The 24,623-nt window shown below is 63.9% G+C and carries 24 protein-coding genes; 14 read left to right on the top strand and 10 right to left on the bottom strand.

What is annotated here, in order from left to right; genetic code table 11:
• Nucleotides 1-8 precede the first annotated feature (8 nt).
• From VMI09_01890 to VMI09_01875, 4 genes are read left to right on the top strand one after another with little or no spacing between them, the layout of a single operon-like run.
• The gene (locus tag VMI09_01890) at nucleotides 9-740 is read left to right on the top strand and encodes a glycosyltransferase family 2 protein (GenBank protein HTQ23416.1); all 732 of its coding nucleotides are present in this window, start codon (nucleotides 9-11) and stop codon (nucleotides 738-740) included.
• A complete protein-coding gene (locus tag VMI09_01885; GenBank protein HTQ23415.1) occupies nucleotides 737-1,828 on the top strand; it encodes a hypothetical protein in 1,092 nt (363 codons plus the stop codon). The genes VMI09_01890 and VMI09_01885 overlap by 4 nt, the downstream gene beginning before the upstream one ends.
• A complete protein-coding gene (locus tag VMI09_01880; protein HTQ23414.1) occupies nucleotides 1,792-2,505 on the top strand; it encodes a hypothetical protein in 714 nt (237 codons plus the stop codon). The genes VMI09_01885 and VMI09_01880 overlap by 37 nt, the downstream gene beginning before the upstream one ends.
• A gap of 27 nt (nucleotides 2,506-2,532) precedes the next feature.
• Entirely contained in the window at nucleotides 2,533-3,294 is a 762-nt protein-coding gene (locus tag VMI09_01875) for a glucose 1-dehydrogenase (protein HTQ23413.1), read from the top strand.
• A 30-nt stretch (nucleotides 3,295-3,324) separates the two neighbouring features.
• Here the strand turns inward: VMI09_01875 and VMI09_01870 are convergent, their stop codons facing one another.
• Nucleotides 3,325-3,579: a hypothetical protein gene (locus tag VMI09_01870; GenBank protein ID HTQ23412.1), complete on the bottom strand. Its 255-nt coding sequence runs from the start codon at nucleotides 3,577-3,579 to the stop codon at nucleotides 3,325-3,327.
• Nucleotides 3,580-3,976: 397 nt separating this feature from the next.
• On the opposite strand from VMI09_01870, the gene VMI09_01865 reads away from it, so the two are divergent.
• Nucleotides 3,977-5,071: a Zn-dependent alcohol dehydrogenase gene (locus VMI09_01865; GenBank protein HTQ23411.1), complete on the top strand. Its 1,095-nt coding sequence runs from the start codon at nucleotides 3,977-3,979 to the stop codon at nucleotides 5,069-5,071.
• 73 nt (nucleotides 5,072-5,144) lie between these two features.
• Complete coding sequence (locus tag VMI09_01860) at nucleotides 5,145-6,659, top strand: amidase (protein ID HTQ23410.1); 1,515 nt, start codon at nucleotides 5,145-5,147, stop codon at nucleotides 6,657-6,659.
• A 70-nt stretch (nucleotides 6,660-6,729) separates the two neighbouring features.
• Here VMI09_01860 and VMI09_01855 read toward each other — a convergent pair whose 3' ends face one another.
• Nucleotides 6,730-7,023, bottom strand: coding sequence for a DUF1330 domain-containing protein (locus VMI09_01855; GenBank protein ID HTQ23409.1), 294 nt, complete (start codon nucleotides 7,021-7,023; stop codon nucleotides 6,730-6,732).
• 178 nt (nucleotides 7,024-7,201) lie between these two features.
• On the opposite strand from VMI09_01855, the gene VMI09_01850 reads away from it, so the two are divergent.
• Nucleotides 7,202-7,594 (top strand): RidA family protein, encoded by a 393-nt coding sequence (locus VMI09_01850; protein ID HTQ23408.1) that lies wholly within the window; start codon nucleotides 7,202-7,204, stop codon nucleotides 7,592-7,594.
• Between the two features lie 54 nt (nucleotides 7,595-7,648).
• Here the strand turns inward: VMI09_01850 and VMI09_01845 are convergent, their stop codons facing one another.
• Entirely contained in the window at nucleotides 7,649-9,106 is a 1,458-nt protein-coding gene (locus VMI09_01845; GenBank protein ID HTQ23407.1) for a hypothetical protein, read from the bottom strand.
• Between the two features lie 225 nt (nucleotides 9,107-9,331).
• On the opposite strand from VMI09_01845, the gene VMI09_01840 reads away from it, so the two are divergent.
• Both VMI09_01840 and VMI09_01835 read left to right on the top strand, forming a co-directional pair.
• Entirely contained in the window at nucleotides 9,332-9,619 is a 288-nt protein-coding gene (locus VMI09_01840; GenBank protein HTQ23406.1) for a cupin domain-containing protein, read from the top strand.
• A gap of 67 nt (nucleotides 9,620-9,686) precedes the next feature.
• Nucleotides 9,687-10,226: a CinA family protein gene (locus VMI09_01835; protein ID HTQ23405.1), complete on the top strand. Its 540-nt coding sequence runs from the start codon at nucleotides 9,687-9,689 to the stop codon at nucleotides 10,224-10,226.
• A gap of 53 nt (nucleotides 10,227-10,279) precedes the next feature.
• Here the strand turns inward: VMI09_01835 and VMI09_01830 are convergent, their stop codons facing one another.
• The 4 genes from VMI09_01830 to VMI09_01815 all read right to left on the bottom strand — a co-directional run bounded on the left by VMI09_01830 (nucleotide 10,280) and on the right by VMI09_01815 (nucleotide 13,421).
• Nucleotides 10,280-11,521: a cytochrome P450 gene (locus tag VMI09_01830; protein ID HTQ23404.1), complete on the bottom strand. Its 1,242-nt coding sequence runs from the start codon at nucleotides 11,519-11,521 to the stop codon at nucleotides 10,280-10,282.
• Between the two features lie 6 nt (nucleotides 11,522-11,527).
• Nucleotides 11,528-11,722: a ferredoxin gene (locus VMI09_01825; GenBank protein ID HTQ23403.1), complete on the bottom strand. Its 195-nt coding sequence runs from the start codon at nucleotides 11,720-11,722 to the stop codon at nucleotides 11,528-11,530.
• Nucleotides 11,723-11,849: 127 nt separating this feature from the next.
• On the bottom strand, nucleotides 11,850-12,602 hold the full coding sequence (locus VMI09_01820) for an enoyl-CoA hydratase-related protein (GenBank protein ID HTQ23402.1): 753 nt from the start codon (nucleotides 12,600-12,602) through the stop codon (nucleotides 11,850-11,852).
• Between the two features lie 3 nt (nucleotides 12,603-12,605).
• Nucleotides 12,606-13,421 (bottom strand): SDR family NAD(P)-dependent oxidoreductase, encoded by an 816-nt coding sequence (locus tag VMI09_01815; protein ID HTQ23401.1) that lies wholly within the window; start codon nucleotides 13,419-13,421, stop codon nucleotides 12,606-12,608.
• A 167-nt stretch (nucleotides 13,422-13,588) separates the two neighbouring features.
• On the opposite strand from VMI09_01815, the gene VMI09_01810 reads away from it, so the two are divergent.
• Nucleotides 13,589-14,776 carry an acyl-CoA dehydrogenase family protein gene (locus VMI09_01810; GenBank protein HTQ23400.1) on the top strand — a complete coding sequence of 396 codons (1,188 nt, stop codon included), beginning with the start codon at nucleotides 13,589-13,591 and terminating at the stop codon, nucleotides 14,774-14,776.
• An 812-nt stretch (nucleotides 14,777-15,588) separates the two neighbouring features.
• Here the strand turns inward: VMI09_01810 and VMI09_01805 are convergent.
• Nucleotides 15,589-15,723, bottom strand: a complete 135-nt coding sequence (locus VMI09_01805; GenBank protein HTQ23399.1) for a hypothetical protein — start codon at nucleotides 15,721-15,723, stop codon at nucleotides 15,589-15,591.
• Between the two features lie 14 nt (nucleotides 15,724-15,737).
• On the opposite strand from VMI09_01805, the gene VMI09_01800 reads away from it, so the two are divergent.
• The gene (locus VMI09_01800; GenBank protein HTQ23398.1) at nucleotides 15,738-16,238 is read left to right on the top strand and encodes a hypothetical protein; all 501 of its coding nucleotides are present in this window, start codon (nucleotides 15,738-15,740) and stop codon (nucleotides 16,236-16,238) included.
• A 61-nt stretch (nucleotides 16,239-16,299) separates the two neighbouring features.
• Nucleotides 16,300-17,211, top strand: a complete 912-nt coding sequence (locus VMI09_01795) for a pilus assembly protein TadG-related protein (protein HTQ23397.1) — start codon at nucleotides 16,300-16,302, stop codon at nucleotides 17,209-17,211.
• A 146-nt stretch (nucleotides 17,212-17,357) separates the two neighbouring features.
• Here the strand turns inward: VMI09_01795 and VMI09_01790 are convergent, their stop codons facing one another.
• Entirely contained in the window at nucleotides 17,358-18,887 is a 1,530-nt protein-coding gene (locus VMI09_01790; GenBank protein HTQ23396.1) for a sigma-54 dependent transcriptional regulator, read from the bottom strand.
• A 571-nt stretch (nucleotides 18,888-19,458) separates the two neighbouring features.
• On the opposite strand from VMI09_01790, the gene VMI09_01785 reads away from it, so the two are divergent.
• A complete protein-coding gene (locus VMI09_01785) occupies nucleotides 19,459-21,141 on the top strand; it encodes a L,D-transpeptidase family protein (protein ID HTQ23395.1) in 1,683 nt (560 codons plus the stop codon).
• 270 nt (nucleotides 21,142-21,411) lie between these two features.
• Nucleotides 21,412-23,178 (top strand): hypothetical protein, encoded by a 1,767-nt coding sequence (locus tag VMI09_01780; GenBank protein HTQ23394.1) that lies wholly within the window; start codon nucleotides 21,412-21,414, stop codon nucleotides 23,176-23,178.
• A gap of 82 nt (nucleotides 23,179-23,260) precedes the next feature.
• On the opposite strand, the gene VMI09_01775 is transcribed toward VMI09_01780, so the two are convergent.
• Entirely contained in the window at nucleotides 23,261-24,610 is a 1,350-nt protein-coding gene (locus VMI09_01775) for an amidase (protein HTQ23393.1), read from the bottom strand.
• Between the last annotated feature and the right edge of the window lie 13 nt (nucleotides 24,611-24,623).

The following is a 24,623-nucleotide window of genomic DNA, read 5'->3' as shown; positions in this document are numbered from 1 at the left end:
ACGAGGCGATGAACGTGGGTGGCCTGGTGGACACGCTGCTCGCGCTATACGGGCCGTATATTCACGAAATAGTGATCGTGAACGACAACAGCCAGGATGAAACGGCGGCGCGCACGCGCGAGATCGCGGCGCGGGAGCCGCGCGTCAAGCTGGTGGATCGATCGCCGCCCAACGGCGTGGGCCGCGCGTTGCGCGACGGCTACGCGGCGGCAACCGGCGAATACATCCTGACCATGGACGCCGATTTCGTGCGGATCGTGCCCGAGTTCCGCGACCTGTTCGACGCGATCGCCGCCGGCCACGACGGAGCGATCGGCAGCCGCTTTTCCCATGAATCGGTGCTCATCAACTATCCCTTTTCCAAGATCGTCTGTAATCGCGGCTTCCATGCGCTGGCCCGGCTGCTGCTGTTTCCACAGGCGAGAGACTTATCCAATAACCTCAAGCTCTACCGGTCCGAGATCCTGAAAAATCTCGTGATCGAGGAGCCCGGCTTCGCGGCCAACGCGGAAACCGGCCTCAAACCGTTGCTCGCGGGCTACGATCTCAAGGAAGTTCCGATGTCGTGGATCAACCGGACCACCGAGATGGGCAGCTCGACCTTCCGCACGATCAGGGTTTCTCCCGGCTACGCGATGGCGCTCGCGCGGATCATCAAGGAGGCGCGCGGAAGGAAGAAGGACGCGCACCGCGGGGTCCCGGCGAGGCCGCCGAAAAGAGCAGGCCGCGGAAGCAGTTGAGCATCAATCGAAATCCGAGTACGCGCGCGCGCGGATCGATCGCACGGATGATCGATTCGATGTGGCTGATCCCGTTTGCCGCGGCCGTGTGGTTCGTCGCGAAGTACAGCGTCGACGTGCCCGACATGGATCAGTGGGGTTTGCCGTCCCTCTTCGACAACGCGGCCGCCGGACGCCCGGTGCTCCCGGGACTCCTGACGTGCAACAATGAGCACCCCGTCCTGTTTCCCAAGCTGATCTTCCTCGCGCTTGCGTTCACCACCAGGTGGAACACGCGGGTCGAGATGGCGGTGACGCTGCTATCGGCACTGGCGATGTTCACGGCTATCGCCCGGCTGGCGGCCGCCGAAGAGCGCGACGGCGTTACCTGGACGACCGCGATCAGTCTGTTTGTGGCGAGCCTGTTGGTGTTTTCATTCGTCCACTACGACGATTGGCTGTGGGGATGGCAACTGATGTTCGTCCTGGCGAATACCTGTGCGGTGTTGGCCGTGTATCTGATTAGCAACTCGATCCAGCATCCGCTGCGCGGCCAGATACTCGCATGGACGTGCTGCCTGGTGGCGTCGTTCTCGGCCTTATACGGGCTCCTGTCGTGGCTCGTGATCATTCCTGCGCAGCTTTCGCGCGGCCGGAACAAGCGCCGGGCGGCGGCCGCCGCGATCGGATCGGTCCTGCTGCTGAGTGTTGCGATCGCGGTGTATTTTCTGCTGCTGGAGCGGCCGTTCCTCTATCCGGTCGATCGTTCTTTCTGGCTCGGACATCCGATCGCCGCGCTGGAATTCCTGTGCGCGCTGGTGGGCGCTCCGCTGGCCCACGGAAATCCGATATCGCCTGCGACGTTGGCTCCATTTCTGGGTTGTGCATTGATCGCGCTGTTCGCGGCCTGCGCGGCGTGGTTGATCCGGGCAAACCGGTTTCCCTCCGCTGCCCCGTGGATCGCGATCGGTTTGTTCGGCCTGGGATTCGCCGCGATGAACACGCTCGGGCGTTCCGCCTGGGCGTGGGCGTTGCGGCATCGCAGTCGCGTTACATGGGCGCCAGTGCGCTGGTGGCGGTCGCTACACTGGAACTATGCCGGCAGGTGATGGTCAAGCGGCGCGCGATTTTCATCGCGATCGCCGGCGCGATCGCCGCGCTGAGCGTGGCCGGATCGATCGCGTCGATTCCCGTCGCACGCGCGCTCAAGCGCGAGCGCACTCGGGCGTCAGCCTGTCTCGAAGTCGAACGCTATATCGATCCGGCGACTGACAAGTACGAGCAGAGCTGCCTCTTCCCGCTGTTTCCGCTGGTCCCGTTCACCGGGCGGATCCGGGGCGGCGCCGAAAAACTTGACGCCTTGGGGTTCCGCAAGATCGTTCGACACGTAGCCTTTATCGAAAATCCCACCAAGCCATACGGGACGTTCGAGTTGTCGACAAAGGACGGGGAGCCGCCTACTGTGCGTGACGGCGAGGCCGTCGAGGCTCGCGGATGGGCGAGCGTTCCCGGTGGTGACCGCCCGGCTCGGATCGTCCTGGTCTCAGTCGGGGATGCGCGGGTGTTTATCACGGCCGCGTGGGTGAAGGCGCATGCAAGGCGCGATCGAACGCAAGCCAGGCAGCCGGACCAGGTGGCGCAGCCGCGATGGTCGGTATCGATCCCTGCCGTCTTTCTCCCCGCGGGCGAATCGGTGTTAAAGGCGTGGGTATATGACTCCGAAGAGCAGGAATTCGTACGACTAGGTGACCTTAAGGGCGAGAACCGGGTGTATAAGGTACCGTGAGAAACGGCGCAGAAAGGAGAGTAAGTCATGGCCGATCGCGTAAAGGGTAAGGTGGCTCTAATCACCGGCGGCGGATCCGGCATCGGCCGCGCGACCGCGATGCTGTTCGCGCGCGAGGGCGCCCGAGTGGCGATCGCGGACTACAGTGTCGAAGGCGGCGAGCGCACGCTGCGCGCGATCAAAGAAGCCGGCGGCGACGCGATATTCCTCCCCACCGACGTCGCAAACCACAAGGACGTCGAGGCGATGGTGAAGAAGACGGTCGAGCACTATGGCCGGCTAGACTGCGCGTTCAACAACGCCGGAATCGAAGGCGAGTTCTCGGCTACGCCCGACTGCACGCTCGAGAACTGGGGGCGGGTGATCGCGATCAATCTGAGCGGCGTCTTCTACTGCATGAAGTATGAAATCCCCGAGATGCTGAAGAACGGCGGCGGCACCATCGTCAATACCTCGTCGATCTGCGGGCTTGCCGGAATCGCCAACACCTCGGCCTACACCGCGGCCAAGCACGGTGTCGCCGGGTTGACCAAGACCGCGGCGCTCGAGTTCTCGAGCAAGGGGATCCGCGTCAACGCCGTCTGCCCGGGATTCATCCGCACGCCGATGGTCGCGCGGGTGATGGACCGCGGCAGCTTCGACGAAAAGGCCGTCGTCCAGACCCATCCGATCAACCGCCTTGGCCAGGCCGAGGAGATCGCCGAAGCGGTGTTGTGGTTATCGACCGATGCGTCGTCGTTCGTAAGCGGCGTGCCGATGCCTATCGACGGTGCGTACCTCGCGCAATAGGCGCGGTGCGGTGACTGGCAGAGCCGGAGGCTATTCGTCGGCGCAGGATTCGCAGTCGAGACAGCCGCCGTGGATCAGGCTTAGCTGCTCGGCGACCGCGGCGTCGGGGAAGCCGATGTGCTCGATCGATTGATGACCGCACGAGCGGCATTTCTGCCGTGCGCGGCGGGGGAAGAGCGGCTGGCGGTCGATCGTCAGCAGGACGTTGCGAACGGCGGTGGCCGACTGGTTCATCTCGTCCTTGAAAGAGGCGGGCACCCCGGCGTCGCGAATGTCGAAGGGCATTCGCGACGCCGGGGAAGATCGGAGGTTAAAAAGTCGTAGGCTTTCATTTGATTGGACGATGGGCAGCCATCGCTATAGCAAGCGTAGGAATGTCAGAGCACTTAACGTGCCAGCGGTTTCGGGATCGAAAATCCAAGCAGGGTTTGGAATTTTGGCTGCCGCACGCGTCCGTCTCGGATACGCGTGTTGCAAGTCTGCAATAACGCAGGGTCTGGTGCGCTCTTACTTAAATGGCACGGCTATCCCCAGGAAGTCCCACCAAATACAGCGCCACGACGGACTGACCCGCCAGCTCTGACCGCGAAAACCGCTCGATTTGACACCTGCGCGCCCCGCCTTCTAAGTTACGCACGTCAATCCCTGTACCGATTATCGTCAGCCGTGGAGGAAAGCGCCGATGAAGGCCGCAGTATTGTATGAACCTCAGAAACCCCTGGTTATCGAAGACCTCAAGCTCGCTCCGCCGAAGGCCGGAGAGGTGCGGGTAAAGGTCGCCGCCAACGGCGCGTGCCACAGCGACCTTCACGTCATGACCGGCGATATGCGGATGCCGCTTCCCGTGGTGCTGGGCCATGAAGGAGCCGGAATCGTCGTCGAGGTCGGCCCGGGCGTCACCTCGGTCAAAGAGGGCGACCATGTGGTGCTGACCTTCTCGCCCGTATGCGGCCACTGCCGCTACTGCACGCTGGGACAGGTGAATCTCTGCGAGACGCGGCCGAAGGGACTCGGCACGCTGCTCGACGGCACCACTCGCCTCAGCAAAAACGGCACGCAGATTTTTCACTTCGCGTACGCCTCGACCTTCGCCGAGGAGGCGGTGATGCCGGAGAGCTGCGCGATCAAGATTCGCGACGACGTACCGCTCGATCGCGCCTGCTTTGTCGGCTGCGGCACGATGACCGGGATCGGCGCGGCGATCAACACGGCCAAGGTCCGGCCGGGCGCGACCGTCGCGGTGATCGGATGCGGCGGCGTGGGCCTCAACGTGATCCAGGGCGCGGCGCTGGCCGGCGCGCACGACATCATTGCGATCGATCTCCTGCCCAACAAGCTCGAACTGGCGAAAGTGTTCGGCGCGACGCATGCCGTCAATCCCTCGCAGGACGACGCCTACAAGGCGGTGATGGAGCTGACTCACGGCCGCGGCGTGGACTACGCCTTCGAGGTCATCAGCACGGCCAAGACGATCGAGCTTGCGTTCCGCATGACCGGGCGCGGCGGCACCTGCACCATCGTCGGCGTCTCGCCCGAGACCGCGCGCATCACGCTCAACCCCAACGTCTTCACGATGATGGAGAAGCGGCTGGTCGGTTCATTTTACGGCTCGACCCGCCCGCGCGTCGACATGCCGCTCCTGATTGATCTCTACATGGACAAGAAGATCAAAATCGACGAGCTGGTCTCGCGCACCTTCCCGCTCGAAGGTGTGAACGAGGCCTACGATCTGCTGCGCAAGGGCGAGGTGCTGCGCAGCGTGATCAAGTTCTTCTAGGTTCCGCGCCGGTCGCGCCGGCCGGGACAAAACTTTAACCGGCGCGGTTCAATCCGCACAAGGAGGAGATCGCATGTCCGTTCAATTGCCGACCCGGGAGCAGTTGCGCGCGGTGGCGCGACAGTGCGGATTGTCACTCGATGACGCGAGCGTCGATTCGTTTCGCGCGCTGTTCACGACCTACGTCGACGCCTACAACACCGTGGCCGCGATGCCCGACGAGGTGCCGCGGGTGAAGTATCCGCGCACGCCCGGCTATCGGCCGGGCCCCGAGGAGAACAAGTACAACGCCTGGTACTTCAAATCGTCGGTCAAGGGCGCGCCCGAGGGCAAGCTCAAGGGCAAAACCGTCGCGCTCAAGGACAACGTAATGCTGGCGGGCGTGCCGATGATGAACGGCGCGGCGACGATGGAGGGTTACGTGCCCGACTTCGACGCCACTGTGGTCACGCGGATCCTCGACGCCGGTGGCGAGATCGTCGGCAAGGCGCACTGCGAGTGTTTCTGCCTCTCCGGCGGCAGCCACACCAACGCGACCGGCGCGGTGCACAATCCGCGCAAGATGGGCTACTCGGCGGGCGGCTCGTCTTCGGGCAGCGCGGCGCTGGTCGCGGCGGGGGAAGTCGACATGGCGATCGGCGGCGACCAGGGTGGCTCGATTCGTATGCCGTCGTCGTATTGCGGCATCTACGGGATGAAGCCGACGTGGGGACTCGTTCCCTACACCGGAATCATGCCGATCGAAATTTTCGTCGACCATACCGGCCCGATGACGGCGAGCGTCGCCGACAATGCGCTCCTGCTCGAGGTAATCGCGGGCGACGACGGCTACGACTCGCGGATCAAGGCGCCCAAGGTGCATCCCTACACGCAGGCGCTCGGACGCGGCGCGAAGGACCTCAAGATCGCGGTGGTCAAGGAAGGTTTCGGCCATCCCACTTCCGAGCGCGCCGTGGACGAAAAGGTGCGCGCCGCCGCAAACCGCCTCGCTTCGCTCGGCGCGCGGGTCGAGGAAGTTTCGATCCCAATGCATCTGGCGGGCGGCGCGATCTGGACGCCGATCGGAATCGAGGGCCTGACGCAGACGATGATGTACGGCGACGGTTTCGGCGTGAGCCGCGACGATCTGTACGCGACCTCGATGATGGATTTCCATCGCGGATGGCGCCAGCGCACCGACGAGCTTTCGGAAACCACCAAGCTGTTCCTGATGTTCGGGACCTACGTGCGCGAGCATTACGGCTCGCGCTACTACGGCAAGGCGATCAATGTCGTGCGCCGGCTGCGCGCGGCATACGACGCCGTGCTGGTGAAATATGACCTGCTGCTGATGCCGACCACGCCGATGAAGGCGACGCCGCTGCCCGGGGCCGACGCGAGCAGGGAGGAGTACGTGACGCGGGCGCTCGAAATGATCACCAACACCGCGCCGTTCGATCTCACGCATCACCCGTCGATGTCGCTGCCGTGCGGCATGATCGACGGCCTGCCCGCCGGACTGATGCTGACCGGCAGGCACTTCGACGAACCGACGATCTATCGCGCCGCCGAGGCTTTTGAACAATCCGGCGACTGGAAAGGCATGTGATCGCGAGATAAGCGGGTCGGGCGCCCGCGGCGGCGGAGTTCTCTTCCGCCGCGCGCGCCGCAGGGCCGCTTCATTCCTGAAACATACTGATTTCAAGTTCCGCGTACGCCTGGTCGCGAAGCGGCAGCACCTTGCGATAGTCGGGGTCGTTGTACCAGGCCTCGGCCGCGGCCTTATCGGCAAAGCGCAGCACGATTCCTACCTGGTAGTTGCCTCGGCCGTGCAGGCTGCCAAGCCCATTGCCGCGAGCGACGACCTGGCCGCCGTGCTTCGCGATTACGGTGCGAGCGGCCTGCTGATACTGCGCCAGTTCATCCTTGCGATCGGCACGCGGAGTGCCTTGAACCAGTACGAGTACGCTCATGTCATGTCTCCTGCGGGCGCGGGGGTGTCCTTGGCCGAAAGTTGTTAGCGCCATCGTTCAGCAGCAATGCTTATCTGCTGCATTGACCGACGCGTTTGCCTTCGCGGCGCGCGCTCCCTCACGCTAGAATGTGCCGCACGATAAAGCTACAGAACCGGCACGCGAAGGAGAATCGATCATGACCAGGCGCTCGAACGTCGTTCCCAAAGAGATGGAAGTTATCAAGCAGCGCTTTCATTACAATCCCGGCGTAAAGGCCGGCAATCTGCTCTTCATCGCCGGGCAGGTCGGACGCGATGCCAACCTCAACGTGGTCGAGGGCAAGGAGGCCCAATTCGTCCAGGCCTTCGAGAACCTCAAGAAGGTGCTGACCGCGGCCGGCGCGACTTTCGACGACGTGGTCGAGATGGTCACCTACCATACCGACATGCGCGACCTGCAGCTTTTCATCACCGTCAAGGATCGCTACTACACCGGCGAATATCCGGCGTGGACGGGCGTCGGCGTAACCGCGCTGGCGATGCCGGGCCTCATGGTCGAAATCAAATGCGTCGCGATGCTCAAGGACTAGCCCGCGAGGCGGCCGTGCCCTGCGCCTGTGCGGGACTGAGAAACCGCGAATCGGCTAGAGCGCGCCGAGGAACGCGACCAGGTCTTCTTTTTCTTGCACCGTCAGTCCGATCTCAAAGCGATCGTTGTAGAAGTTAACCACGTCCATCAGCGTCGCCGCCTGGCCGTCGTGAAAATAGGGTGGGCGCGAGGCGAGTCCGCGCAGGCTCGAGGTCTTGAAGCGCGCGATATCGGTGCATTTGCCGGTAATCAGCGCCTGGCCCGGATCCATCACCTGGAAGGTCTGACCCTTGAGCGCTCCGGCGTCGCATCGCAGCGTGAACAGCGGCATGTCGGGCGTCCGGCGCGAGACGTCGGCCGTCCCGATGTTCATCAGGATGTTGATCGATCGGTTGCCGACGTTGGGCGTGTCGTGACAGGTGGTGCAGAAGCCCTCGTGAGTCGGGTGTCCCTCGGCATCGTCGAGGCCCGGAACTTCGCCGATGATCATCGGGGTGGCGTTGAAAATCGCCTGGCCCCGCGCGATTCGCGCCCGTTCGGGATTCGGGTCGCCGCGCCAGAGATCGTAGAGGTTGAAGACGTGCAGCGAGGTCTGCACGTTCACGGGATTGTTGCCGAAGGGATCGTTGATGCCGATGAAGAACGGCTCGCGCGCGAGCGCCACCGGACCGCCGCCGACGCCGCCGTCCTGCAGCGAGCCGGCCTTGGATATCCAGACTTGCGCGTCGTAAGTGCCGGTTTCGAATTCGATCAGCCGCGCAAGTTGATCGGGCATCGGTCCGTCGGCCGCCTGCTCGTGCCCGCGCGCTGCGTCGTTGGCCTGATGCTCGAGGTCGGGCATCCGCCCGTCCCACATCAGAGTGTCCTCGAAGCGCAGGTTGGTAGCTTGCAGCGGGCGGCGATAGACGGAAAGCACGCCGCTCTTCGGACCACTTAGCTTGGTGCAGCGGTACGGATCGTCGACCTTGAGCACCGAGAACTCGGCGTTCGGCGGAATCGGGATTCCGATTCGGATAAGCGCTTTGTTGAGCAGGAGGCCGTACGCTTTCCTCATCGCTGCCGGCGTTGAAGCGTCGGCGTCGGGACAAGTCGCGCCGTCATTCGGCCGAAACAGCGGGTCAGCGCCGCGGCTCGCCTCGAAACGCGCGCGGATACGCGCCGGCGTGATCGTCCATCCAGAGCTCGGATCGTGGCAGGTCACGCAGGCGCGGCCGTTGGTTCCAAGCGGCTTGAAAAACGGATTGTCGGCGGTGAAAGGGCCCTCGGGCTGGTAGGTCGCCGCCTTGCCGTTGGAATTTTCCCAGGTCGAATAGCGTTCGAGGCCGTTGTAATTGGCCGCTGCGGTGCCATAGTCGTGGCTCGCGCCTTCAACGTAGGCCGCGCCCTTGCCCGCGACAACCGCGTGCGGCTTGACCTTGCCGGCCGTGTCATTGCCGCTTGCGTCGGTCGTAGCGGCCCATCCTGCGAAGAGACAGAGCGCCGCGACAGCGAAGGCGAGCGCCGCATATTTCACGAAGCTTGAGGAATCTTTTGACCCGGTGTGCAAGGTCTCGGGCCGCCCGCGGCATCGGGCGCGCGCGGCGCGTGGTCTCCTTTAGCCTGTTTCCGCCCTGATTTCCACGACCGGCGCGCTTTCGCCGCCCTCCTGCGCGAGGGCCATGTACTATTTTGCCGGGCTTTGATTCGCTCTTAAAGCGGTCGCAAGATGGGTGATTCGAAAGGGGTCAAGGAGGCCGGCATGAACGAACCACGGGCGAAGTCGGAGCGGCTAATCGAAAATCGCCGCGTGATCGTGACGCGATGGACTTTCGCTCCGGGCGAAGCTACCGGGCCGCATGTTCATGCGCACGACTACGTCGTGGTGCCGCTCAGCACGGGTAAGCTCAGGATCGTCGCTCCCGACGGGGCCGCGAGCGATGCCGAGCTTGAGACCGGCGCTCCCTACGCACGCGAGGCCGGGGTCGCCCACGACGTGATAAATCCCAACGTCTTCGAGTTCAGGTTTATCGAGATCGAACTGAAGTAGGGCCGCCGCACGCGCGCGATGCGGCTGGCCTTTTGGCGGGGTCAACCACTATGCTGCCGCAATATCGATGAGCGCGAAGGAACGGGAAGGAACGGTAACGACCTCGATGGAAAATCTGCTGCCGACGGCCACCAGGCTGGGCGCCCTGCTTAGGGAGCGCGGTGAAACGATCGCAATCGCCGAATCCTCGACTGGCGGATTGATCTCGGCGGCGCTGCTCGCGGCGCCGGGCGCGTCGGCCTATTTTCTCGGCGGCGCGATCGTGTACACGCGCGAGTCGCGCCGCACGCTGCTCGATATTCCGGATTCGGCTTTCGCCGGCATCCGCGGCGTGACCGAACAATTGGCGCTGGTGCTGGTGCGCGGGACGCTAAAGCGCTTCGCGACCACCTGGAGCGTGGCCGAGGTCGGCGCCGCCGGCCCCACCGGAAATCGCTACGGCGATCCGGCGGGCCATAGCTGTATCGCGATCGCCGGGCCGCTCGAGCGTGCGATCACGGTCGAAACGGGCAGCAGCGACCGCGTCGCCAACATGCGCGCGTTTGCCGCCGCCGCGCTCGACCTGCTTGCTCAGGGCCTCGCCGCATCGCCGGCGAAGCGTTCCTGACCCGCGACACGTTCCTCGCCCAGCGCTCAGTCGATGCGTGCGGCGCGCGCGAATCAAGCGCGGGGGCGAATCCGGTAACGAATCGGCATGTGCTTGATTCCGCCGACGAAGCTCGAGCGCATCCGCTGCGTCGGCCCCGCCAGCTCGACGAATTCCATCCGCTCCGCCAGTTGGCGAAACATCACCTGCAGCTCCAGGCGTGCGAGGTTCGCGCCGAGGCAGAAGTGCTCGCCGATGCCGAAGGAGACGTGCGGGTTGGGATACCGTCCGATGTCGAACGTGTCGGGCCGCTCGAAAACGTCCTCGTCGCGCGCGGCCGAGGGATAGAAGAGCGCCAGCACGTCGCCCTCGCGAAGCTGCTGGTCGTGGAGCACGGTGTCGGCGGTGGCCGTACGGGTGAACTGGATCACCGGCGAGGTCCATCGCACGATCTCCTCGGTCGCCTTGGGAGCGAGCGAGGGATCCTTGCGCAGCCGTTTCCATTGGTCGGGATGGCTTATCAGGGCGTGCAGCCCGCCGGTGGTCGCGTTGCGCGTGGTCTCGTTGCCCGCGATGATGAGCAGCGCGAAATAGGACAGGAGCTCGAAGGGCGGCAGCGGCTCGCCGAAGGCCTTGCCGTTGGCCAGGGCGCTTGCGAGGTCGTTGCGCGGGCTTTTCTTCCGCTCCTCGCAGAGCTGGCTGAAATACTGGAAAAATTCCATCCGCGCGCGTTCGAGGTTTTCCTTGATCGTAGCGCTGCCGCCGTACTCCGGATCCGCCGGCCCGATCATCGCGTTGCTCAGCCGAAACATCATCGCCCAGTCTTCGCGCGGGATGCCGAACATCTCGGCGATCACCGCGAGCGGAAGCTTGGCCGAAACCTCGGTCACGAAGTCGCATTCCTCGCGCCCCACGAGGCCGTCGAGCGTCTCGGTCGTGATCTTTTCGATCTGATCCTTCAGTTGCTGCACCGCACGCGGCGTGAAGCGCTGATTGACCACCCGGCGCAATTCCCCGTGCTCGGGCGGATTCATATTGAGCAGCTGGCGCAGCACCGGCTCTTCGGGCAGCGGCGACCCGGGTTCGTCCTTGGTGACGAACAGAATCTGGCGGCTTCTGAACAATTCGGGCTGGCGCGAGACGTTGACCAAATCGGTGTGTTTGGTGATGGCCCAGAAGGGCTCCACCGCGGGCCGCTCGTAGCGGAAGACCGGCGCTTCCTTGCGGAGCAGCGCCCACTCCTCGAACGGATAGCCGCGCTGGACGTAAAGGTCGGGATCGACGATGTCGAGCGTTTCGAGGGTCAGTGCTGCCATGGCGGGTTAATCCTCGACCAGGCGGATAGCCTGGCGCGGACAGAGCGTCGTCGCGAGCTCTGCCTTGGCGCGCAGATCCTGCGGCAGATTTTCGAGCAGCACGTAGCTGCGATCGTCGTCGCGAAGCTCGAAGACCTGGGGCGCGACTTCGACGCAGCGCCCGTTACCCTCGCAAAGATTGTGATCCACAACGACTTTCATCGGATAGTCTCCATTTCGGCGTGCGCCGAATCGGGGGACGGCGAGGATGGATTGGCGGCGGCCCTGACGTTCCCCATCAGAGACGATAGTCACAGCGGCCGGTTTGCCGCAACGTGGAGGTTCTCGGCTAGCGGCCGGTAAAGCGCGGTTTGCGCTTTTCGGCGAACGACCGCGCGCCCTCCCTCGCGTCCTCGGAGTGCGCGACGCGCAGCAGATACCGCCGCGCGATCGCGGACATTTCCGACGGGCCGCGCGGCAAGAGCATGTCGCGGGTGAAGGTCTCGAGCAGTCCCAGCACCAGCGGCGCGCTCTCTGCGAGCCTGCGCGCGTAGCCGTAGGCGGCTTCCATCCGCTCCGCAAGCGGCACCACGGCGTTGACCATCCCGACTTCGTAGGCCCGCGCGGCCTTCATGTGCGCGCCGGTCAGCATCAGCTCCATCGCGACCTTGTACGGAATTCGCACGGCGAGGCCGGCGATCAGGCCGCCGCAGAAGCCCAGTTGCGCCTCGGGATAGGAGAAATCCGCGTTGTCGGCGGCCACCGCCAGTGTGCAGAACTCGACCAGGCATACGCCGCCGCCGACGCAATGGCCCGCGACCGACGCGATGATCGGCTTGCTGAGCGGCACTCCGACCCCCGGCATGCATTCCCATAGCTCCGGGTCGCGCGGAGGATCGCGGAGATCGGCGCCGGCGGAAAAGGCGCGCTCGCCCGCGCCGGTCAGGACCGCGACGCGATCATCGCTCTTTTCGAAATGGATCAGCGCGTCGCGCAGTTCGCCGACCAGCGCGTTGGACAGCGCATTGAGCTTGTCCGGGCGATTCAGCGTGATCGTCGCGATGCTTTCCTTTGACTCGTAAAGGACGACGTCAGAGCTCATCGGCTATCCCCAAATCGATCCGCCGTCGATATTCATCGCCTGGCCCGTGATCCACTTGCCGCGATCACTCACCAGGAACAGCACCAGTTCCGCGCACTCGGTGCCGTCGCCCGCGTAACCCAGCGGAATGAAACTCTTGACCAGTTTCTCCCAGCTCTCGCCGCGGCCGAGGTCGTCGAGGCGGAAAGTGTCGATTAGGCCGGGACAGATCGCGTTGACGCGGATGCCGTTGGGCGCCAGGTCGAGCGCCATCGAGCGGCTGAGCGCGTTGACCGCGGCCTTGGAGGCGGCGTAGGCGGCCGACCTGGCCGCCGCGATCTTGCTTGCGATCGAGGAGATGTTGACGATGCTGCCGCCGTGGCCCTGTGCGATCATCCCGCGCGCCGCCGCACACGACATCAGGAACGTCCCGTCCACGTTGGTCACCATCACCTTCTTCCACACGTCGTACTTGACCTCGATCGCGGCGACGCGGTCCTCGCCGCGGGCGGCACTCGCGTTGTTGATCAGGATGTCGACGCGGCCGAACTCGGCGACGGTGCGCTCGACCAGCGCGTCAACCGCGCGCGGGTCGGCGATGTCCGAGACCAGCGCCAGGCAGCGTCCGCCCGCCTGCCGGATCTCTTCGGCGACGCTGTCGATATCGCGCCATCCGGCCGCCTTCTCGTCGTCGGGATAGCGCTCGGGCGGACGCCCGGTTCCGCTGATCACGATCGCCGCGCCCGCCTGCGCGAGCCGCTTCGCGATCGGGCGGCCGATGCTGCGCATCCGTCCCGCGCCGGTGACGATCGCGACCTTGCCTGCCAGTTCCTGTTCCATCGCCCTGAACCCTCGCGCCGGACTTGAGTTTCGGGTTCTGACACTAGCCAACCGCAAAGCGATCCGACAAGCGACGCGGCTCCGCGCGGCCGTAATCTGCGACGGCGCCGCTGTGCTACAGTCGCCGCGGCAGCGGATTGCGCGGAGAGCGTTGCGGAGGCGTAGCGATGGATTTCAAGTTCAGCGACGAGGACGAGGCGCTTCGCCGCGAGTTCAGAGCCTGGCTGGAAGAAAACCTGCCGCGCGACTGGCACGACGAGGGCGAACTGCACGATCCCGAAACCAGGGACGAGTTCGAGCGCCGCCGCCGATGGCATCGTAAGCTCTACGACGGCGGCTGGATGTGTATCCACTGGCCGAAGGAGTACGGTGGGCGCGGCGCGACCCTCCTCCAGCAGATCGTCTATTCGCAGGAACTCGACCGCGCCAAGGCGCCGCCCACGGTCAACTTCCAGGGCATCGCGCGCGTCGGTCCGACCCTGATGCAGTGGGGCACGCCCGAACAGAAGCGGCGCTTCATTCCTAAAATTCCGTCGGCCGAGGAAATCTGGTGCCAGGGATTGTCGGAGCCCAACCACGGCTCCGACCTCGCCGCGGTCGAAACCCGCGCCGTCGACGAGGGCGATCACTTCGTCGTCAACGGCTCGAAGGTGTGGACGTCCAACGCCCATCACGCTGACTTCAGCACGCTGCTCTGCCGGACCGATCCCACGCTGCCCAAGCACAAGGGCCTCAGCTACCTGCTGATCGATATGAAGAGCCCCGGCGTGACCGTGCGCCCGCTGGTGCAGATGACGGGCGAGAGCGGCTTCAACCAGGTTTTTTTCGAGGACGTCATCGTGCCCAGGGCGAACCTGGTGGGACAGAAGAACCAGGGCTGGATGGTCGCGATGACCAACATGATGTTCGAGCGGACGATTCATGGCGGCCGCACGGACATGATGGTCGAGGTGCGCCAGCTCGCCGCGCTGGCGAAGAAGGTCGAGCGCAACGGCCGCCCGGCCTGGAACGACAGCTACGTGCGCCAGCGAGTCGCGCGCTTCGCGTGCGAGGCGGAGGCGCTCAAGTACACCAGCTATCGGCAGTTGACGCGCCAGCTCAAGGGACTGCCGCCCGGCCCCGAAGGCTCGATCATGAAACTGGGGACCACCGACCTGAACCTGCGAATCCAGTCGTTCGCGATGGAACTGCTGGGCGCTTATGGCCAGTTCGAGTACCGCGCCGCCGGCGCTATCGACCACGGCAAATGGTCGCATCGGCTGCTCGCCGCGCGCCGAGGCACGATCGCCGCCGGCACCAACGAGATCCAGCACAACATCATCGGCGAGCGCGTCCTCGGTCTCCCCAAGGGCTGACCCTCCTTACAGCTTCGCCGCTTCCGGCCCGGCCGGAGGCAAAACAAAGACGAGACCCGAGGTCGACAGCGGACGCGCTCGCCTAGTTCGGTCGTTCGCAGGCCCGACAGGAAACGAAGCGTGTCCTGAACGGACGAATCGCTACCTATGCGCAGGTACCAGGCGTGTACAGACACGCTCGGCGGATACATTTTGATCAGCCTGTGTGGTTCTCGACGCGTGCGGCGTATCCGGCGGGCACGATTCGCTACTCTCGGCTACGCTATGCTACTTAAAGTAGCACGCTCCTTTTAACGCTTATTTCCCATTCTTCAGCCTATATACAGTCAATTCTTGGCTGGCACGGCCTATGCTCCTCTATCTGGCGAGAATTGGAGCGGGCGAAAGTCTAATCCAAGTATGCATCGTAATGCGCAATGAACCGAATACTCAGTTGTTTTCAGGAGGAAGAAGAATGTCCAGACACTACAGATTTTTAACCGCCCTTTACCTGCGCCGATTCGCAAATGGTAGCGCGCTCTGAGGGCGGCGAAGACCAGTCTGCAGGGCACCCAGGGCGGGCAGTCCTACGTCGAGATGGTGTTCACGGTGCTGGGAGTCGCGGTGGTGATCATCACCGCGATCGAAGGTTCCATCGTGCTCAATCGCGGGATCGCGGTGAAACAGCTCGCCTAGCAGGGCGCCCGCTACGCCGCTGCCAATCCCGGATACAGTAGCGACACCGTCCTCGCTTTCGTTTCACAGTCCGAGCCGCTCGCACTCAAGCAGGGCACGATTCAAGTCTCGATGTCACCGACGACCATGCCGCGAAGTCACGGTAGCCCGGTATCCGTGTCAGTGAGCTTCACCGGACCGACGATCGCGGTGCCGTCGGTGATCAGTTTTCCCGCGACCATCAGTTCGACGGACATCGCGATGAGCCAGTAGCCGTGCGCGAGCCGTCGCAAGGAGGTACCAAGCCATGAACTGGATCAACCATCTCAACACAGTGGCAACCGTTATCGTTTCCGCCGAGGTCGCCTCGTTTTGCATGAGCGCCGTGTTCTTTTCCGACCGGCTCCGCCGCTGGAAGTATCGCAAGCGTTGGGGGGCGGTGCCGAGCGCGGTTGCTCACTTCGATGCGGTAGCGATGGCGGCCGTCGGCGATGCGTGGGACATTCCGATCCGGCAGCCCTCAACGATCCTGCCCAAGCCCTTCGATCCGAGAGCGCGCGAAGCGCAGGCGGCCGCGACCGCCGCAGATACGTATGAAGACGGAACCCGCCGTCCGACGTTCAGGCGAAGCATCGTTCTGCAGCAGAAAATAGCCCGACACGAAAGAGCGCTCGCCCTACTCGAATCCAGTTCGCCCGAGCCGTGGGAGGACACCCGTCCGCCGTTCACGTTCGCCAACGCCGGGATCCTGGGTCAACATTTAAAGGCTTTGGGCCTTGAGCACATTCAAAACGTCCGAACGTTCTAACTATATCGAGGTATAGACCATGAAATCATTACTCAAGCTGCGAGCTTCAAGAGGCCAGGCCATGTTCATAGTAATCCTGGCGCTGCCCGCACTCGTCGGCGTTCTCACGCTGGTGATGGATGTCGGCAATCTCTACTTCAACCAGGTGAGTATGCAGGTCGCGATCGACAGCGGCGTGCTGTCAGGCGCGCTCTATCTTCCATCATATCCTTCCCAGGCGGTATCCGTCGCCGAGAACTACGCGGAGCGCAACGGCATCAAGGCCAGCGAGATCGTTTCATGCACGGTGAGCCCGGACAACAAGACCGTCCTGATGACTAGCAGCCGCAATCTTCCGTGCTTGTTTTGCGCGGTGCTGGGCGAAGGAACCGCGCATGCACAGTCCGCACCAGGGGAAAACACGAGCGCCGGAACCGGCGTCAGGACGAGCGCAAGCGCGTTTATCGTGCCGATAAGAGCGGCCACCGGCCTGGTGCCGATCGGAATTGACTATAGAACCGACCTGAACTTCGGCCCGGTGCAGCTTAAGCAGGGACAGGTGGGGGCCGGCAACTGGGCTCCGCTGGCGCTCGGCGGAAACGGCGCAAGCAACTATTCAACCAATATCCAGAGCGGCTATCCCGGCAAGGTCAGCGTCGGCAACATGCTCGATACCGAGCCGGGCAATGTCGTCGGGCCCACCACCAGCGCCTTTCAGTACCGCCTGAGCATGGGCCAGAATCAGTTCTCGACCGGCACCTTCCAGAATCACGACCTGAACGACCCGCGCGTGATGCTGATTCCGATCGTGGACTTCAGCAACATCAACGGCAAATCGCAGGTCCCGATGAAGGGATTCGCCATGATGTGGATAGTTTCAATCGACAACCAGGGAACTATCAACTGCTATTTCATCCAGCAGTCGGTACCCAACGCGCAGCCGGGCCCAACCGGTTCGGCCAGCACCGGTGCGACCACCCCGATACTCAAATGAACTGGCTAAGCCGGATAGTGGATATCACAGGCGGGCGACGTTTAAGCGACGGTGAGGATACCATGAGCGGCGAATCGGAAAAGCCGGTCAATATGAGCGGAGACCGGAAGGCGGGCGCGCCAGGACGCGGCGGGACGCCTGTCAAGCTAGGGCGCGCAGACCACCGAGCGGGCGGAAGCGCCGCGCCGGCGCTGGCTCAAAAGCCCGTACTTCGCCAGCCGGGCATAGAGCTTCTTGCGCGAGATCTTGAGCAACTCGGCTGCATAAGTCTTGTTGTGGCCGGCCGTCTGCAAAGCGCGCTCGATGAGCTCACGCTCGGTCTCGTCGAAAGTCTTGGGCGAGAAAGCGGCGGGCTCGCGCGCGGGGGTGGCTTGCGGCTCGATGCCCGCCGCGTCACCCGGCGCCCGCGGCGCCGCGTCCGGCTGATTCTGGCGCACGGCTTGCGGCAGATCCTTCAGACCAATCCGGGAATTGCGGCCGAAGGTAACCGCGCTCTCGATGGCGTTGGAGAGTTCGCGCACGTTGCCCGGCCACGAATATCTGAGCAGCGCGGCCATTGCGTCTTGTGCGATGCTGGTCACCGGCACCGAGCGCCCGGAGAGCGGGTTGAAGATCCGGATGAAGTGGCTGACGAGCAGCGGGATGTCTCCGGGACGCTGGTGCAGCGGCGGAATCTCGATGACGTTGGCCTGCAGCCGATAGTACAAATCCTCGCGCAAGAGCCCCTGCCGCACTGCCTGTGCGGGCGCGCGATTAGTCGAAGCGATCACGCGCACATTGACCGTGATTTCGGCAACCGAGCCCACCGGGCGCACGGCACGCTCCTGGAGCGCCCGCAGCAGTTTGCTCTGCGTCTCGAGATTCGTCTCCGTGACTTCGTCCAGAAGCAGGGTGCCGCCCTTGGCGGCGCGGAACAACCCGAGGTAATCGACGCTCGCGCCGCTGAAGGAGCCGCGTTTGTGGCCGAAGAGCTCGCTCTCGATCAGGTCGCTCGGTATCGCCGGACAATTCACCGCCACGAACGGCGCATCGGGATTCGGCCCGGCCTGATGGATGGCGCGCGCCACCAGCTCTTTGCCCGTTCCGCTCTCGCCGACGATCAGGATCGTACCGCGGGCCCGGCCGGCGGCCTCGATACGATCGTAAATCCGCCGCATGGCGAGGCTCGCACCCAGCAGCCCGTGGAAATCTCTGCGGACATCCTGCTCGGCGCTGTCCCCCGCGGCGGTTTCGATCCGAAGCGGTAAGCTCGCCGGCTCGGTCCGGATATAGCCCTCAGCTACGAGGGTCGCGTGGACATGGCAGAGTTGCGAAAAGGAAGTCTCCAGATGCGACGGTATTTTCTCAAGGCAGAGTGCTTCGACGCTTTCCTGAAAGAGATGCAGGGTGAGGATGACCTCGAAGAACGGAACGCCACGCCGTGCCAGCCGCTCGCCCAGGAGCCTGCCGAGCGCGGCAAATTGCTGGAAGTCGCCGTCAACCAGTGCCGTCATACTGCTGCGAAGGAGCGGCGACAGGATGCCGGAGAATTCCTCACTTTCGAAAGTGCGATTCTCACCGCATCGGCCGGCGTAGAGTCGGTACCACCTCTCCACCACCTGTTCGGATTGGTCTCCAAGATTCCTGAGCAGCGGATGCAAGGGCTGCAGCTCCTCCACGGGATAATAATGCGCCATTTTGTCCAACCGGCTCCTTGTTGGTGATCTTGCCTCCGATCTGTGCGGTACCGAGGCTGGACGAGTGCGAGGCCGTCGGGACAGATGCCGTGCACTCGCCCAAGGTCACCGGCGGCCTTCTCTAGCTATGACAGGGCGCAGCATAACCCATGCCAGAGTAGATTTTCTTCTAATTAAGATTAGAGAAATAAAATAAGAGAAAAATGACTAAAGAAGCATATAATAGACAGGTATCGAAAACCCCTTGAACGGTAGCGCTTCTGCAACGGAATCTTGTTGCACCATTCCGCTTTAGAGACGTCAATTTACGCTCAAATCTTCTTATAGACGCTCTGCGGTCGACTTAAGGCCAGCTCTGGGTCGCTTTGCCGCAGAGGGCTTTCCCAGAGGCCGGCATTTCCCTATAAGTGCGGTCTGCTTCGCGCATCGATCCGAACATCTCGTGGCCAGTCGAACGTGCGGGAGGGGGGGAGCCGTGTCGATTCTATATCGTGCGGAACAGACGAAAGGCCGTAAGCTTCGGCGCGGTCCGGGCGCGATCCGCCGTCTCGCGATTTTGGCGATTCCGAATTTGGCGTTCCTGGCGCTCTGCGCGTTCCTGGCTCCGAGTTCGATCCTGGCCGCCGACGCTTCGCCCGCGGCGCAGGCCACCGCTGTACCGATGGCTACGGACGAAATGAGCGCGCTTATCGCCGCGGGCAAACTCGCAGACTTGCGCTGGCCCAATTTCAGCGACGTCCGGCCCGAGGTGGCCAGCTTCTACGCTGCAGGGGGGAACACGCTCGCGTGGGTCAACGGCGGCAAGCCGACGGCGCAGGCGCTGGCAATGATCCAACAGTTCAAACAGGCCGCGCAAAGCGGCCTCGATCCGGAGGACTACGACGCCTCGCGATGGGACGGCCGCGTGGCCGCGCTCTCGGCGCCATCTCCCGATCCGGTGCGTTTCGATCTCGCGCTCACGGTTTGCGCCGCGCGCTATCTCTCGGCGCTCCGCGACGGAAGGGTCAATCCTCAACACATCGATTTCGGAGTCGAAGTTGCGTCCAGCAGGTACGATCTCGCCGGCGAGTTGCGCAACCAGATTATCCGGTCCGCGGACGTCAACGCCGCGCTCGCAAGCCTCGAGCCGCACTACGACGGCTATGGCCGCGCGAAAACCGCGCTCGCGGCGTATACGAAGCTGGCGGCCCAGGGCGACGGTGCGCCGATACCATTTCCGGTCAAGTCCGTCCATCCGGGCGACAAATACTCGGGCGTCGCACCTCTCGCCGCGCGGCTGCGCCTGCTTGGCGATCTTCCGCCTGACGCCGCCGTGCCTGCCGACGCCACGGTCTATCAGGGCGCCGTGATTGACGGCGTCAAGCACTTCCAGGATCGCCACGGCCTTCAGCCCGACGGCGTGCTCGGCAAGGATACCTTGGCGCAACTGAACGTGCCGCTAAGCCAACGGGTCAAGGAGCTTCAGTACACGCTTGAGCGCTATCGATGGATTCCGGTGAGTTTTCCGCAGCCGCCGATCATCGTCAATCTCCCCGAGTTCAGGCTGCGGACGATGCGCCGGCAGCCCGCGCCGTTTCTGACGATGCGCGTCATCGTGGGCAAGGCGTACGGGCATCAGACGCCCATCTTCGCGGATTACATGCGCTACGTGATTTTCCGCCCATATTGGGAAGTCCCGCTGTCGATTCAGTTCGCCGAGCTGGTGCCAAAAATCCGGCGGGATCGCGACTATCTGGCGGATCATGGATTCGAAGTAACTACCAGCAGCGGCGCGGTAATCACCGACGGCACGGTGGACGACGAGACGCTCGGCAAGCTCCGGTCGGGTTCGCTGTATATCCGGCAGAAGCCGGGACCCAAGAATGCGCTGGGGCTGGTCAAGTTCATCTTCCCCAACCACTTCAATGTCTATTTGCACAGCACCCCGCAGCCGGAGTTGTTTCTGAAAGCGCGGCGCGACTTCAGCCACGGATGCATCCGGGTGCAGAATCCGGTGGGACTGGCGGTTTGGGTCCTGCGGAACAAGCCGGAATGGACCGAGGACAAGATTGTCGCGGCGATGAATGGGGATGAGACAATCCAGGTGAATCTCGACAAGCCCATCCCGGTACTCATTCTCTATTCGACCGCGGTGGTCGAACCCGATGGCTCGGTCCGTTTCTTCAAGGATATCTACGGACAGAATGCCGATCTGGAAAGGGCGCTGGCTAACGGATATCCGTACCCGATCCGGCCGAATCCACGCGAGCCGTAGCATCTCATCGATGCCGTTCACGAGCCGAGTCCCGAGTAATTGATATTGCGTGCGACTTCCGCCATCGATCGTGCTCCGGCGATCTGCAGCGGCCTCGTCGGCTGGCTCGCACTTGCCGCCCTTGCTATTTGTTCACTTCCGCCACTGGCGGGCGCGGCCTGCTCGCCGCGGCCTGGTTCCACCGACCGCTGGACGTTTCAGACAGGCGATGGAGTGTCGTGGCTCGCGAATCCGTGCGGCAAGCGCTTCTTTTCTATCGGCGTAAACACCATGACGAGGAGCGCAACGCGGTCGCTGAACTGGGGTCCCGAGCGTAAGACCTGGCTCCCTCCATCCCGGGAACCGGATGCATGGGCGCGCCGTGCGGGCGCGCAGGTCGGCGCCTGGGGCTTCAATACGGCCGGCGCCTTCAGCTCTCCCAATGTTGCGCTTCCAAGCATTCCCGATCTCGACCTCGGTTGGAGGGCGCGGCTGCTGTGGGACGATCCTTTCGATCCATCGGTCGAAGCGCTCATATTCGCCCAGACGCGGAAGGCCGTTGGTCCGTATAAATCCAGCGTCTATCGAATGGGGTATTTTCTGGATAATGAGGTTGGATGGTGGTACGGCGCGCTGTTCACTTACTACCTCGCCCGGTCCCCGTCGAATTACACCAAGCAGGCCTTGGTTGACTTGATACGCCGCCATTATGGCGACTGGCGTCGCTTTACCGCCGACTTCGTTGTTTCGGGAGGAATTTCCTCTTTTGACGGATTGCTCCAGAGCGCAGACGCGCGCGCCCAAATGCGCCCCGGAGGAAATGGGATTCGGATGATTCGCGAGTGGACGGCGGCGGTGACGCGCCGCTACTACCAATTGACTTGTCGGGCGTTGCGCGCGGCGGATCCCAACGCGATAATTTTCGGCGACCGCCTTCCCAGCTATTACGATCCGGACGCGGTGCGCGCCATGACGCCGTTCGTCGATGCCGTCGCGACCAACTACAACGTGGACAGTCCGGACGGATGGATCGCCCATTACTATTTCGACGCGCTCGGCCAGTTGACCGGGAACAAGCCGGTGCTGGTTTCCGAATGGTATTTCGCGGCCGATGAGAACCGATCCGGAAATACCAACAATGGTTACCTGATGACCGTGAAAACGCAGGCCGAGCGGGCGCGCGGCGCGGCGAATGCGGCGCGCAACTTCGCGCGCCAACCCGCGGTCGTCGGACTTCACTGGTTTCAGTACTACGACGAACCGAGAGGCGGGCGCGGATTTGACCGCGAGGATTACGATTTCGGCCTGCTCGACATCGACGGACGGCCTTACCAGGAGCTGGTCTCGGCGTTGACCGCGGCAAATCGGAGTCTCGCCGAAATACATGCGAACGCATCGCAGCGCGCGCCGGCGGCGGAAAATTCGCCGATGGAGATTCCCGAGGCTCCTCTCGACCCGGCCGCATTCTCGCTCGCGCGGTGGCCGAAGGATGAGGCCCTGGTGAAGGGGTTTTCCACGCCCGCGCCCGAGGCGGTCTTCGGCGATTTCCTTCTCGCATGGAGCGAAGCGGGTTTGCACGTGGCCACGATCAGCATGGAGCACTTCGATGAGAGCCTGCTCGCGTACAAGGGGGACTTTCCGCGAAGCGAAGCGTTCAGAATCGATTTCGGCGTCGATGCGGGTGCGGGAGCGCGGCGCTTCGCGTTTTTTGTAGTCCCGCCCACGATGCCCTTGCGCGCCGGGGGCGGGCGGCGGGAGGGGAAGGAGATGCGCGTGGAGGTCTGTCGCATGGATCACGAGACCTGCATGCCGGTGCCCTCGGCTACGGCGCTGTATGAGGTCAGCGATCGGCCCCGGATAACCGCACAGGTCACTCTGCCATGGGCAACTCTCGGCGTGTCCGGAAGTCACGCCGGCAGCCGTCTGCGAGTACAACTCGCGGCGACCGCATCTTACCGTTCGCGATGGATGTCGCTCGGCGGCGCTCCGCCCGCCCAGGCGATGAAAGATCTCAAGAGTTGGCGGCCGGCCGTGCTGGCCGCCCGTCCCGGCGGCTAGTTGACGGATCGCATCGGACCGATTGCACCGGGCTGACCGCACCGGACTGACGACACGAAGCGCTGCCGCGGATCGCCCCGCACTATTCGCGGCGCAGAACCGCTTCGCAGGCAAGGCCGATCCCGATGAGTCGCCGGTCGCCCAGATGCTCACCCATCAGGCTGAATCCCACTGGTGCTTCGCCGGGCCGATGGCACGGAAGCGTGAGCGCGCAGCGGTCGAGGAAGTTGACCACCGAAGGATTGCGCAGGATCGCCAGGTTGACCCGGCCATATTCGCGGTCGTCGGCTAGAGCGGCGATCGGAGGAGCGGTCAGCGCCACCGTGGGCATCGCGAGCGCGTCGAACGGTGCGGTAAGCGCCGCGGCGCGCGCGATCAGGGAGGCGCGAGCGGCGATCAGGTCGACGTAGTCGGGGCCGCTCATCCCGGCGCCGCGCACGATCCGCGCGAGTACGCGCGCATCGATCCTTTCGCTGTCAGTCGCGACAACCTCCCGAAGTTTGGCGTAACATTCGGCGGCAGAGAACCCGCCCTTCGCATTGATCGACGGCAATTCCTCGAGTTCCGCGAACGGAAGATCGACGATCAGCGCGCCGGCGTCGGAGAGGCGCCTTAGCGCGTCCTCGAAGCATCGCGCGACCGCAGGCTCGAGGCCGTCAATGACGTAGTGCTGCGGCACCGCCAGGCGCAGGCCGCGCAAGGCAATCGGCGCCGGCACCACCGGCTCCTCGCCGGCGATCACCGCGTCGACGATCGCGCAGCAGGCGAGCGAATTGGCGAGGGGCCCGATCGAGTCCAGCGTGCTGGATAGCGGAAACGCGCCATCGAGCGGCACGCGCCGCTGAGTTGGTTTGAAACCTGTCAGACCGTTCAGAGCGGCCGGGATGCGCACGGAGCCGCCGGTGTCGGTACCGATCGCCGCGACCGCCATCGCGTCCGTGACCGAGATCGCCGCGCCCGACGAGGAACCACCGGGAATCCTGGCGCCCGGGCGGTCCCAGCAATTGCGCGGCGTTCCATAGTGCGGGTTGAGTCCGACGCCAGAGAAGGCGAACTCGGTCATGTTGGTCTTGCCTACGATGGCCGCGCCGGCCGCGCGCAGGCGGCGCACGATGGCGGCGTCACGCGCGGCGGGCGGGCGCGCCTTCAGCACTATCGAGCCGGCGGTGGTGGTTTGGCCGGCGACGTCGAACAAGTCCTTGATCGAAATGGGGATGCCGTGGAGCGGCGAGGCGACGATTCCGGCCGCGCGCAGATTATCGCTCGCCGCGGCCTGGACGCGCGCCGACTCGCGGAAGAGCCGGGTGAAGACGCGCGCCCCCTCGCCGGCCGGGTCGCCGCCGCGCTCGAGCGCCTCGTCCACCAGCCGAGCGCTAGTAGTCGTTCCCTGCGCGAGCGCCTGGGCGGTGTCGAGGATGCGTCCCTTTATCATCGGATATGATATG

It is taken from the genome of Candidatus Binataceae bacterium (assembly GCA_035500095.1).
Lineage (GTDB): Bacteria > Desulfobacterota > Binatia > Binatales > Binataceae > JAKAVN01.
The sequence above is the reverse complement of the archived record's forward strand: the minus strand, read 5'-3'. Positions and strand labels throughout refer to the sequence as shown.